Annotated in this window: 11 protein-coding genes and 2 pseudogenes; 5 read left to right on the forward strand and 8 right to left on the reverse strand. The window is 59.0% G+C overall.

Features of this window, described 5'->3' with window-relative positions; genetic code table 11:
- Positions 1-85 precede the first annotated feature (85 nt).
- The gene (locus J3P96_RS16960) at positions 86-1,102 is read right to left on the reverse strand and encodes a 1-aminocyclopropane-1-carboxylate deaminase (RefSeq protein WP_434559471.1); all 1,017 of its coding nucleotides are present in this window, start codon (positions 1,100-1,102) and stop codon (positions 86-88) included.
- Between the two features lie 199 nt (positions 1,103-1,301).
- On the opposite strand from J3P96_RS16960, the gene J3P96_RS16965 reads away from it, so the two are divergent.
- Complete coding sequence (locus tag J3P96_RS16965) at positions 1,302-1,811, forward strand: Lrp/AsnC family transcriptional regulator (protein ID WP_434559473.1); 510 nt, start codon at positions 1,302-1,304, stop codon at positions 1,809-1,811.
- 10 nt (positions 1,812-1,821) lie between these two features.
- Here J3P96_RS16965 and J3P96_RS16970 read toward each other — a convergent pair.
- The 7 genes and pseudogenes from J3P96_RS16970 to J3P96_RS17000 all read right to left on the reverse strand — a co-directional run.
- A pseudogene (locus J3P96_RS16970) lies at positions 1,822-2,010 on the reverse strand (phage integrase central domain-containing protein); the annotation flags it as partial.
- Between the two features lie 170 nt (positions 2,011-2,180).
- Positions 2,181-3,109, reverse strand: a pseudogene (locus J3P96_RS16975) (NAD(P)-dependent oxidoreductase).
- The gene (locus J3P96_RS16980) at positions 3,106-3,921 is read right to left on the reverse strand and encodes an ABC transporter permease (protein ID WP_434652477.1); all 816 of its coding nucleotides are present in this window, start codon (positions 3,919-3,921) and stop codon (positions 3,106-3,108) included. Before J3P96_RS16980 ends, J3P96_RS16975 begins: the two are co-directional and overlap by 4 nt.
- Position 3,922: 1 nt before the next feature.
- On the reverse strand, positions 3,923-4,768 hold the full coding sequence (locus J3P96_RS16985) for an ABC transporter permease (protein WP_434652479.1): 846 nt from the start codon (positions 4,766-4,768) through the stop codon (positions 3,923-3,925).
- Positions 4,768-5,880, reverse strand: a complete 1,113-nt coding sequence (locus J3P96_RS16990) for an ABC transporter substrate-binding protein (RefSeq protein WP_434652481.1) — start codon at positions 5,878-5,880, stop codon at positions 4,768-4,770. Before J3P96_RS16990 ends, J3P96_RS16985 begins: the two co-directional genes overlap by 1 nt.
- Positions 5,881-5,915: 35 nt before the next feature.
- Complete coding sequence (locus J3P96_RS16995) at positions 5,916-7,007, reverse strand: ABC transporter ATP-binding protein (protein ID WP_434652483.1); 1,092 nt, start codon at positions 7,005-7,007, stop codon at positions 5,916-5,918.
- A gap of 188 nt (positions 7,008-7,195) precedes the next feature.
- Entirely contained in the window at positions 7,196-8,095 is a 900-nt protein-coding gene (locus tag J3P96_RS17000; RefSeq protein ID WP_434652485.1) for a LysR substrate-binding domain-containing protein, read from the reverse strand.
- A 142-nt stretch (positions 8,096-8,237) separates the two neighbouring features.
- On the opposite strand from J3P96_RS17000, the gene J3P96_RS17005 reads away from it, so the two are divergent.
- Genes J3P96_RS17005 through J3P96_RS17020 form a run of 4 tightly spaced genes read left to right on the forward strand, consistent with a single transcriptional unit; the run spans position 8,238 to position 11,732 of the window.
- Positions 8,238-9,065, forward strand: a complete 828-nt coding sequence (locus tag J3P96_RS17005; RefSeq protein ID WP_434652487.1) for a phytanoyl-CoA dioxygenase family protein — start codon at positions 8,238-8,240, stop codon at positions 9,063-9,065.
- Entirely contained in the window at positions 9,065-9,910 is an 846-nt protein-coding gene (locus J3P96_RS17010) for a sugar phosphate isomerase/epimerase family protein (protein WP_434658225.1), read from the forward strand. Before J3P96_RS17005 ends, J3P96_RS17010 begins: the two co-directional genes overlap by 1 nt.
- Positions 9,911-9,919: 9 nt before the next feature.
- Entirely contained in the window at positions 9,920-10,963 is a 1,044-nt protein-coding gene (locus tag J3P96_RS17015) for an isopenicillin N synthase family dioxygenase (protein WP_434652489.1), read from the forward strand.
- 13 nt (positions 10,964-10,976) lie between these two features.
- Complete coding sequence (locus J3P96_RS17020) at positions 10,977-11,732, forward strand: class II aldolase/adducin family protein (protein ID WP_434652491.1); 756 nt, start codon at positions 10,977-10,979, stop codon at positions 11,730-11,732.
- Positions 11,733-12,138 lie beyond the last annotated feature (406 nt).

The following is a 12,138-nucleotide window of genomic DNA, read 5'->3' on the forward strand; positions in this document are numbered from 1 at the left end:
TGAGCCTGGCTGACGCAATTCCCCGTGGGGAGCTTGCTCGCTCCCACAGGGGCTCCCACAGATGACTCCAAAAGCAGCGCCACACTTAGCCGTTACGAAACAGGAAGCTGTAAGCGTTCAGCGCCGGCACCCCGCCCAGGTGCGCGTAAAGCACTTTCGAGCCTTCGGGGAATTCACCACGACGCACCATTTCAATCATGCCGTGCATCGATTTTCCTTCGTACACCGGATCGGTCAGCACGCCTTCAAGGCTGCCGCACAGACGGATGGCCTCCAAGGTGCCTTCGTTGGGCAAGCCATATTCCGGGTAGGCGAAACGCGTATCGAGCACCACATCCTCCTCGGTAATCTCGCGTCCCAGGTCCACCAGCTCAGCGGTGTGGCGGGCGATGCGCAGGATCTGTGCCTTGGTCTGTTCCGGCTTGGCCGAAGCATCAATGCCAATCACATTTTTTGAACGACCGTCAGCCGCGAAACCGACCACCATGCCCGCCTGCGTACTGCCGGTCACCGAGCAGACCACGATGTAGTCAAACTTGAAGCCCAGTTCTTTTTCCTGCTGCCGCACTTCTTCGGCAAAGCCGACAAAACCGAGGCCGCCATAAGGGTGCTCGGAACAACCCGCCGGAATCGGAAACGGTTTGCCGCCCTGCTCCACGACATCGCTCATGGCCTTTTCCCAACTTGGCCGAATGCCGATATCGAAGCCAGCTGCATCAAGCCGCACGTCAGCGCCCATGATTCGCGACATCTCGATGTTGCCTACCCGGTCATACACCGCATCGGAATAGTTCACCCAGTTTTCCTGCACCAACACGCACTTCATGCCCAAGTGGGCAGCGACTGCGGCAACCTGGCGGGTCTGGTTCGACTGAATGCCACCGATGGAGACCAGCGTATCGCAGCCTTGCTCGAGCGCTTCGGGAATGAGGTATTCGAGCTTGCGTGTCTTGTTCCCACCAAAGGCCAGGCCACTGTTGCAGTCTTCACGTTTGGCATACAGCTCGACCTTGCCCCCCAGATGTTTACTCAGGCGCTTCAAGGGCGTGATGGGCGAAGGACCGAAGGTCAATGGATAACGTTCAAAACGATTCAGGTTCATGACTCTGCTCCTTGATATTGGATATCCAAGCGCCAGACCGAAAGGAAAAAGGGCCGCATTGAAGGCTCTTTCAGGAGGGCTTCGATGAGTTCAATATTAAGAAGAATCGGAAAAATATGTGTTGCAAGTTTTTATCGCTTGGCGAAACATAATTTCCATCAGATGGCACTTAACATACTTTTAATGTGTAGAAATCAATATGAAAGCAACAAATACTCACAAGAAGCCGGGCGTTTCAGCCCCAATGCCGCAGCCACTGGATCGAACCGACCGCGCCATTCTCAAGGCCCTGCAACGAGATGCCTCCATCTCCAATGTCACGCTTGCAGAGAAGGTGAAATTGAGTGCCCCTGCTTGCCTAAGGCGTGTCGAACGGCTCAAGCAGGCCGGCCTGATCAAGAACATCGTCGCACTGCTGGACAATGAAGCGCTGGATGCGGGGATGGTGGTACTGATCGGCGTAGTGCTGGACCGCTCCACACCGGAATCCTTCGCCGCATTCGAGGCAGCCGCCCAAAAAGTGTCCGGCTGCATGGAGTGCCATGTGGTGACGGGAGAGTTCGACTACTTCATGTTGCTGCGCACGAAGGACAGCAACAGCTTCAACCGGCTCCATGCGGAGCAATTGCTTTACTTGCCCGGGGTTCGCCAGATTCGCTCGTTCATGGGGTTGCGCCAGGTCTTGTCGACAACGCACATCCCACTTTGAGGCGCAAGCCCCGGCGGGTCGGTCTGCGCGTAACAGGCGGTTTGGGGATTGCAACCACATCAAGGTCCGAAGCTGGGTTGTGTTCCAGCCCCTCGATATTCACCAGCGCATAGCGGAACAATTGGTTGAACCAGCTCCGGCATTTTTCGGCAGTCGTTAAGGCCTTGTGCTGTTCAATCCTGCTCAGCAAATCCAACAGAATTTCAGAATAGGTAACGAGAGAAATATAGGGTTGCTTATCCGCCCAGGAAAAGCGGAAGTGCAAGCACTTGGAGTCTTTTGTACTCCCGAAAAGGACGAGGCCGTTGTAGTCAGGGAAGGTGTAGCCCTTGGCGCGGAGTTTGGCGTGCCATATCAACCGCGCAGCAGTCAGTAGCCCCTCTCCAAATCCACCTGATTGAGCAGCGGCTGCCCCTGCGCGAGACGTGCAACGTTGGCCGCCACTTGGTGGACGACACTCACAGTGGAGGCCGTAGAGGCCATATGCGGGGTGATCGTGATGCCGGGGCAGTGCCAAAGCGGGCTGTTCTCGGACAAAGGCTCTACCTCGAAGACATCCAGTACCGCACTGTCCAGTTTTCCATTGAGCAGCGCGTCGGCCAGTGCCTCGTATTCGATGTGAGCCCCCGCGGCCGCAGTTGACCAGCAGAGCGCCATGGCCGAGCAAACCCAGGGTGCGCTGGTTGAGAATATGCTGGGTTTCGGACGTCAACGGCAGCAGGTTGATCACGCAATCAAGCCCGTCGAGAAACATTACCAGCCCGGCACTTCCTTCAAGACAGCGTATGCTGGGCAAATCCTTGCTGCCGCGACCAGCCTCGAACCGCGTATCCGGCCGCCGCCAGGTCCGCAGCGACGGCGCTGCCCAGCGTGCCCAGCCCCATCACACCGACCGAGTAGTTCCTGGCTGGGACCTGGCGGGGTGTGTGCCATCGCCCGGCGCTCTGCTGCCGCAGAACCTTGGCGAAGCCTCGATGATGATGCAACACCGCCCATCGCACGTATTCAATCATCCCCTGACGCTGATCCACGTCGGCGATCCTGCAGACTCGGGCGCCGCTGCTGACATGCTCCAGACCCAGGTGCTCCACCCCGGCGCTGACGGAATGGATCAATCGCAGGTTGGGGTAGCCGTCCAAATAACCTGCAGGCGGATACCAGCAGGCGGCAATCTGCGCCTCGACAGAACGAGAGTCATCCGCGCCGACCGCCAGCAGCTCAAGGCACAATGCCGAAAACGCTTGCAGCAGCTCATCGACGACCGCGCCGTCGTTGGAGAGCACCACGACCGTCGTCATTTTTCCACGCCGTGTTCGTACCGCGCCTGAACCACGCTCTTGACCACCAGGATCAGCAGCGTGATGGCGATCAGGATGACCGACAGCGCCGCCACGCTGGGGTTGACGTTATCCCTCAAGCCACCCCAAATCTGCTTGGGCAGCGTCACCACGTCCACGCTGGTGATAAACAGCGTCACGGCCACCTCTTCCCAGCTCAGGGCGAAGCTGAGCAGCGCGGTGGCCGCGATACCAAACTTCAGATTGGGCAGGATGACGTAACCGATGGTTTGCCATAGCGAAGCACCCAGGTTCCTGGCGGCCATCTCGATCCGTCGATCCAACTGCCCGAGCGAGACCATCATGGTGATCACACCGAAGGGCAACACCATGATGACGTGGGCCAGCGTCACCCCGGCGATCGAATCGTAGCCAAGGCCTTTATGGGCGGCAGACACTGCCGTCTCCATGTAGTAGAGAATCATCGCCGAGATCACCGGAGGCATGATCATCGGGAGCATGGCGATCCCAATCCCCACCTTCGCTAGCCTGGAGCGCATGTACCAAATGCTCAAGCTGAACGCCAGCACGAGCAAGGTCGCCAGTACGCAGGTCAACAGCCCGAGCAGCAGGCTCTGGCCGATACTGTGCAGCCATTGCTCGTCGCCGAGCAGGGCCTGGTAATGCCTGAACGACCAGTTGCCGTCCGGCATCGAAAGGTAACGCTTGCTGGTAAAGGAGACCGGAATCACCACCGCCAAGGGAAACAGCATGAAGACGATCGCGAAGACGGCAAGAAGCTTGGTTTGCCAGGCGCTGTTATAGCTGTTCACTTCATTTTTCCTCGCTGGCCACTGAACCGAACTTGACGTACTTGACCAGGATCCAGGACAGCAACCCCACGACCAGCAGCACGACGATGCTCAACGCCGCACCCAACCCCCAGTTCGAGGTCTGGAACATCTGCAAAAAGATGTATTCAGCGATCATGACCGTCTGGCCACCGCCCAGCAGCACCGGGATGATGAAGAAACCGACGGCGAACACGAACACCATGATGAAAGCACCCAGGACGCCACTGACGGTCTGCGGAAAGAACACTTGCCAGAACGTGCGCAGGCGTCCGGCCCCCAGACCCCGCGCCGCCAGGACGATGCGCTGATCGACCCTCTGCAGGGCTTGCAGCAACGGGAAGAACGCGAACGGAATCAGGAAGTGCACGGTTCCGATCGTCACGCCGAGTTCGTTTCGGGTTAACTGCAGAGGGCTGTCGATTAGCCCCGTCATCATCAACAGGTTGTTGACGGGGCCGTTGCTTTTCAAGGCAATCAGCCAGCCGAAGGTGCGCACCAAGACTGAAAGCCAGAACGGTAGGAACACGCCGATCTCCACGAAGAACCGCCACCTTTTGTTGCTGAATACCCAGGTGAACGCCAACAGGTAGGCCAGTACCGTCGCGACAAGGCTGACCAGCAGGCAAATCCTGAGGGTCCTGAAGATCACGTCGCGGATATTGGCATCCGTGGCGATGCGAGCGTAGTTGTCCAGCCCGACTTCGGGCATCGACACACTCCACGTCACCACCCCCAGAAAGGGGATCAGATAAAAGGCAACGATCAGTAGCGGAACCGGCCAGAACAGCCAGCCGATGCCCTTGTTCGCGCAGACCGGCTTACTCATCAGTTACCGATCCTGCTCAGGTATTGATCCAGCGTCGCGCCGTAGTTGTCGACGTACCACTCGATGTCGAGCTTGACCTGCCTGGCCAGGTTTTCCGGTGAGCCGCAGTCCTTGGCCAGCCACTCCGCCGAGAGCATGCCAGCGCATCTCGGGTTGGTGGTACCGTTACCCATCAACTTCAAAAGCTCCACCTGCTTTTGAGGCGCCAATGCCGAATTGATGAATTGCATGGCCGGCGCCCTGTCCGCGTCACCATGCTTGAGCACCGACCAACTGCTCGGCGTGATAAACGCGTTGTCGTAGTTCCACTTGATCCGGTCTTCGGAGTCTTCGTTGATCAGCAAGGCGCGAGTGTTCCAGATGGCCCCCACGCTGACTTCGCCCTCGACCATCAACTGCTGGCTTTCGGCGCCCGAACTCCAATAAGCCAATACATGGGGTTTCAACTCGTCGAGTTTGCGCAGAGCTCTGGCCACATCCAGCGGGTACAACTTGTCAGGCGTGACGCCATCGGCGATCAGGGCCGCTTCGAGCACGCCATTCATCCATTTGTAAAGCGTGCGCTTACCAGGAAATTGGTCGACATTGAAAAAGTCGGCCCAGGTGGCCGGGCCCTTCGTGCCGAACTTCTTGCTGTCCCAGGCAATGACGTAACTGTATTGATAGCCGGCCACCCCGTATTGGTTGGCCAACCCAGGCCCCACCTGGCTCTTGTCGACCACACCGTAATCGATCGGCACCAGGATCCCCTCCCGACCCAGTGTTTCCGAGGTGTAGGGCTCCGCGTCGACCAGGTCCCAACTTGGGTTGCCGCTGGACGCCTGGGTGCGAATGGCACCCTCGGTCGGGCCACTGCCGTCGATCCTGATCTCGATGCCGGTTTCTTTGGTGAAACTATCGGTGAAGGCTTTTTTGTAAGCATTGATCGCGTCGCCCCCCCAGTTCACCAAGACCAGCGGTTTATCCGTCGCCCAGGAAATATTGCCGCGCATCGCCAGTGGAACCGCTGCCAACACGCCCATGGCCTTCACGAAGCTACGGCGGCTGATTTGCCCGCGCTGCGCCTTTTCAACCAGAACCTCAATACAGTCACGCTGGTGGTGATGATTCATAAGTCTTTTCCTAGCGAAGGGTGGATGAGGGCAGGTTAATAAGGCAGCACGGTGCCAGCACTAATCGGCCAGCTTATGTACAGTGACTGCCCTGCCGAACCGCTCGACAGGACGTTGTGACTGGGCACGGAAATCTGCAGCTCGGTGCCGTCCAGCGCCCGCAGGTTCATCAGCGTGATCGGGCCCTGATAGACGCGCTCGTGAACGGTGACCTGCAACGAGTTGAACGACGGATCGGTCCGGGGGGTGTCATCCACGGTCAGGTGTTCCGGCCGAACGGCCAGCACAAGATGCTCCTGAACGTACACACGGTCACTTTCTCCGCGGACCCAATGCTCGCCGATTTTCCTGGCGTAGGCGTTGCCCTCGCGCTGCACGTTGTTGAGATCGAAGGTGTTCGTCTTGCCGATGAATTCGGCCACGAAGCGGCTGATGGGCCGCTCGTAGATGTCCCGTGGTGAACCCGCCTGCTCCAGGCGCCCCTGGTTGAAAATGGCGATCCGGGTGGACAGCGCAAGCGCCTCGCCTTGATCGTGGGTGACGAAGACGAAGCTGGTGCCCACCTCGCGGTGAATCCTCTGCAGTTCGCTCTGAAGCTGCTCGCGCAGGTTTTTGTCCAGTGCCGAGAGTGGCTCGTCCAACAGCAGCAGTTCAGGTTCGAAGACCAGGGCCCTGGCGATCGCCACACGTTGTTGCTGACCACCGGAGAGCTGGGTCGGCTTCTTGCCTTTGTGTGCGCCCAGGCCGACGACGTCGAGTATCCGATTGACCTTGCGCTCGCGCTCGGTCGGCTTCATGCCCCGCAGCTTGAGGGGAAAATCGACGTTTTCAGCAACGGTCATGTGCGGAAACAGCGCATACCCCTGGAAGACCATACCGAAGTTGCGCTTCTCCGGCGGCACCCGGGTGACGTCCTGGCCCGCTCGAATCAACTGCCCGGCATCGGGTGCAAGGAAGCCGGCCAGGATCATCAGGAAGGTCGTCTTGCCAGACCCCGAAGGGCCCAAGAGAGTCAGGAACTCGCCCTCCTGGATATCCAGATGGATGTCATCGAGGGCCACGAAGTTGCCGTATCGCTTGCCGATGCCCGTGGCTTTGAGGCTTTGCTTAATGTTCATTTCAGACATCACTACTCACTGGGGCCACCGTGGGGCAGCTCTGGACCAATGACTAGAATTATTGACAAGCGGTAAAAAAATTCAATCGAGTATTTGCGCGGTGACTATATAGTTTTTCTCAACATAACAAGGGTAAGGCGTCCGGCCTTATTCAAGCCGGGTATTTTCCAAGCAAATGCGGGGCCAGAAAACGTTGATTAGCGCGCCCAGGCATCACGCATGCGGCTTTCCAGCCAGTCGATGAACAGCGCAATCATTGGCTCATCCGCCCTGCTGGCTTCGCAAACCGTGTAATACGCACCAGGCGCGGGCACGCTGTTGTCAAAAAGGCGCACCAGCCGCCCGTGCTGGAAATAGTTGGCGCAGACGATGTCGTCGCCCACGGCGATCCCCAGTCCGCTGGCCGCCGCCTCAATAGCCAGGTGGCCCCCCCAAAGATACGTACCGTCGGCGAAACCCTCGACCCTCACCCCCACCGATGCCAGCCAGCGCTTCCAGTTGCCCCCATCGTCCTCATGCAGGAGCCACTCGCCCCTGAAGTCGGAAACCTGCCGGGGTGTTTCCCCGCCGGAAAAGAACCTCGGGTTGCACACCGGGTACATTTCAATGGCCGTGAGGCGCCGTACCGATCGATCCCCCCAGTCGCCGCTGCCATAAATGATTGCGATGTCGTAGCTGGAGCTGGAAATGCTCTGGTGGTCCAGGTTGTGGGGCTTGATGTCGAGACGGATCTCCGGGAACTGACGCCTGAAATCCCGCAGCTCCTTGGCCAGCCAGCACGCGGCCAGAGTCGGTGGGCAGGTGACGTAAAGGCGCCCCGTCGTAGAAGGAATGCTCAACTTAAGCGTGCTTTCGGCAATCAGGTTCAGCGCCTGCCTGACATTCTGCGAATAGAGCTGCCCGGCCTGGGTGAGCCGCAGGCTTCGCTTGTCCCGATGAAAAAGGTGCGTGCCCAAGCTGTCCTCCAGGGCGCGTATCTGATGACTCACTGCACCGTGGGTCACGCTCAGCTCATGCGCGGCCGCGCCGATACTGCCCAGGCGAGCCAGCGCCTCGAAGGTTCGCAGTGGATTCAGCGGCGGGAGCAGCCTACGCATAATATTGGCCTTCGTGAGAAAAACTATAATTAATGAAGAAAAAATATCGTTTTTTTTCGGACCGCGTGACATGCGAAATTGCGGGCATCGGACGGCTATCTTCGTCCAAATTTTTACTTTTATTCAACCGGAGGCCCGCAGATTGAATACTCACCCATCCTACAGCCCTGGCGATCCGTCAGCCCTTCAGGCCTTCCAGGCCGATGGCGTGGTGTGCCTGCGCGGCGCCATAGGCCGCGCCTGGCTGGAGCGCCTCGAGGAAGCCGTCATCCACGCGTACGAAAACCCAGGCCCCGATCATTTCAAATTTGGCGAGCCCGGCCAGGCCGGGGCATTTTTTGGTGATGTGATGCTCTGGCAGCGCCACAAGTCGTTCGAAGAGTTCGCTTTTGAAGGGCCGCTGGCGGACATTGCCGGCGCCCTGATGAAGTCCGAGACGGTGACGTTCTATCACGACTTCCTGCTGGTCAAAGGCAGCGGAAGCAACAAAACCACGCCTTGGCACCAGGACCAGTCCTACTGGTGTTTCGAGGGCAATCAGGCCCTGACCATCTGGGCCCCGCTCGATCCGGTGTCAATGGCCAACACCCTTGAGTTCGCTAAGGGCTCACACCTGCAATCACCGGTATTCGAAGCCGTGCCCTTCGACAAGAACAGCACATTCGACGGCACCCGCGATGCGCGCCTGCCGGTTCCGGACGTAGACGCCACCCGACACGAGCACACAATTGTGTCCTGGGAGCTACAACCGGGGGACTGCTTGATCTTCCATTGCCGGATGCTTCACGGGGCGCCAGGCAACCCGTTGTCGCATGCACGACGGGTGCTGTCCACGTGCTGGGCGGGGGACGATGTGCGCGTCATCGATGTGAAAAGCGACCTCGCCCCACCGATCAAAGGTGAAGGCCTCAAACCAGGTGATCATCTCGCGTGCAAGACATTCCCACAGGTACGACCGAAGGTAGCATGATGGAGCTCGATATTTTTCGCACACTTTGGGGCTATCAGGGAGATTGGCGAACCGCCATCCAGGAATTGCGCGCCAAAGGCTTCGACGGCGTGGAAGCGCGCCTGCCGGCTACCGTTGAAGCGCGCTCAAACGCCGCGCGCCTGCTGGCCAGCGAACAGATTCCCTACATTCCCATCCTGTTCACCGCCTATGACGTGCTCCCCGATCAGAACGCCAGCCCTGACGTTCATCTGGAGGACTTTCGGCGGAAGCTGGGGTGGGCCGATGCGTTTGAGCCACGCTTCATCAACGTCCTGGCCGGCAATGATCGCTGGTCGCTGCCACAGCAGATCGACTTTTTCGCACGAGCACTGGAGATCGCTCGTGCCAGCGGCCATCTGTGCTGCTTCGAAACCCACAGGTCACGCTCGCTGTACTCGCCCTGGGTCACGCTGGAGGTGGCCAGGCAGGTTCCGCAGCTGTTGTTCACCACCGACATCAGCCACTGGATCGTGGTGTGCGAGCGCCTGCTGGATCATGCCACCGATGACTTGAGCGACTTCATCTCCCGGGTCCATCACATACAAGCCCGGGTCGGCTACGATCAGGGTCCGCAAGTGCCGCATCCAGCGGCACCCGAGTACGCGGCGGCCCTGAACTTCCACCAGCACCACTGGGAACAGGTCTGGGCATCCCAGCGCACCCGGGGTTACAGCCGAACGACCCTGACGCCCGAATTTGGTCCTGACGGCTACCTCCACCACGTCCCGTTCAGCAATGAACCGGTGGGTGAGCTATGGGAAATCAACAGCTGGATGGGTGCAACCGAACGCGCCCACTTCGCTAAATTCATCGGTTCAGAATAGGTGCCCGCCATGAGCTCAAAGCATTTCACCTGTATCCCCATCGTCGATATCAGTGGTTTGTACAGTGCCGATCTCGCTGACCGCATGAAGGTCGCCGCTGAACTCGGCCAGGCGGCCCGTGATGTCGGTTTCCTGTACATCAAGGGACACGACATCAACCCCGCGCTCATCAAAAATCTGCGCGATGCCGCCAGGGATTTCTTCGCCCAGGACATGGCGAGCAAAATGGCCTACTACATCGGCGCCTCGAAGACCCACAAAGGGTATGTGCCGGAAGGCGAAGAGGTCTATTCCAAGAACGCCAGGCCAGACCACAAGGAAGCGTTCGACGTCGGCTTCCCGGCCCCGGACGATCACCCGCTGGTGCAAGCCGGCACCCCGCTGATCGGCAGCAACGACTGGCCCACGCTGACGGGCTTCAAGCCCCGCGTCACCGACTATTACCAGGCGGTGTTCGCCCTGGGCTCCAGGCTGTTCAGCGGCTTCGCGCTGGCGCTGGGCTTGCCGGAAGATCATTTCGAGCAGTTCGTCACCTGTCCGCCATCCAAACTGCGCCTTATCCATTACCCGTTCGATGAACAGGCGCACGATGCCCCCGGTATCGGCGCGCACACGGACTACGAATGCTTCACGATCCTGCTGGCCGATCAACCCGGGCTGGAAGTCATGAACGATAACGGCGACTGGATCGATGCCCCGCCCGTGGACGATGCCTTCGTGGTCAACATTGGCGACATGCTCGAGGTGATGACCGCCGGCGAGTTCGTCGCCACGGCGCACCGGGTTCGTAAGGTGGCGCAGGAGCGCTACTCTTTCCCATTGTTTTACGCCTGCGATTACCACACCCGGATCGCCCCCCTGCCACAGTTCGCGCAGCAAGCGGACAGTGCCGCTAGCTATGACGCACTGGCGATCGGGGAACACATGTGGTCGCAAGCGCTGCAGACCTATCAATACCTGGTGAAAAAAGTCGCGCAAGGCTCCTTGGCGTTGCCGGATCATTCACGTAAACCGTCCAGCTTCGGCCATCTCAAAAACCAAGCAGCAGACTAGACAGGAGCGTTTCATGACCAACACCTGTGTTTACGATGACGCCGAGTGGGACGCTCGTTGCGAGCTAGCCGCCCTGTACCGGCTGATGGCTCACTTCAGGATGACCGACCTGATAGACACACACATCAGCTTGCGCGTGCCCGGCTACACCGACCGCTTCCTGATCAACAAATACGGCGTACTGTTCGAACACATGCGCGCATCGGATCTGGTGGTGATCGATTATGAGGGCGCGCCCGTGACGCCGGGCATCGACCCGACCGATATCAATCAGGCGGGCTTCATCATTCATTCCGCCATCCACCACGCGCGCCCTGAGCTGCATTGCGTCGTGCACACCCACACTGCCGCGGGAATAGCGGTGTCGGCCCAGGAAGACGGCCTACTGCCGATCAGTCAGCATGCCTTGAAATTCTATGGAAAGCTGGCGTACCACCCCTACGAGGGTATTGCGCTGCACGAAAGTGAAAGGGACCGGCTGGTCAGCGACCTCGGCCCGCACAAGGCCATGATCCTCAGGAATCATGGCCTGCTGGCTGCGGGAAGCGATTGCGCCGAGGCGTTCCATGAAATCTATTTCCTGGAGCGCGCGTGTCAGGCACAGGTGCTGGCGATGGGCGGGGGCGCGAAGCTGTCGCTCCCCCGCGAGCAGGTCCGCCGCCTGACCGCCGCTCAATTTACCGATGACAGTTCGGCGCAAATCATCGAGCGCGCGTGGCGCGCGGCCAAGCAACTGATCCTGAGCCAGCAGCACAGTTACTGCGCTTGAGCTGATCGGACGTGTGCAGACATTACCGGGGCAGGCACTGCTCGTCACTGTCGACATCCTGGTTTTCCCAACCGCGGGTACAACGCCGCACGGCGTGAGAGCTGTACTAGGTCAGAAGATTGGGCGTTTACCAAATGTCCATCAAACACATTCCTATGCAGTGATGGAGCTTGTAAAAGACGAAGTGACGGTACCCGTTACAAACGATTTCTGATGCTCGCACGGGCTATTGGTCGACAGGCTCTCTCTAGGCGACAGCCATCAGGCCGGACCGTCACTGCGAACCAAAAAAACTGCTGACGCCTGTGAAAGCCGCTAGGTCCTGTGTCCAAGCAAAACTGCATCCTAGCCGCTGAATCAAACGCCTGAAGTAATACAGCAATTGGCCAATGGCGCGAATATCCTG

The organism is Pseudomonas sp. R3-56, assembly GCF_051132075.1.
In the GTDB taxonomy this organism is placed as follows: domain Bacteria; phylum Pseudomonadota; class Gammaproteobacteria; order Pseudomonadales; family Pseudomonadaceae; genus Aquipseudomonas.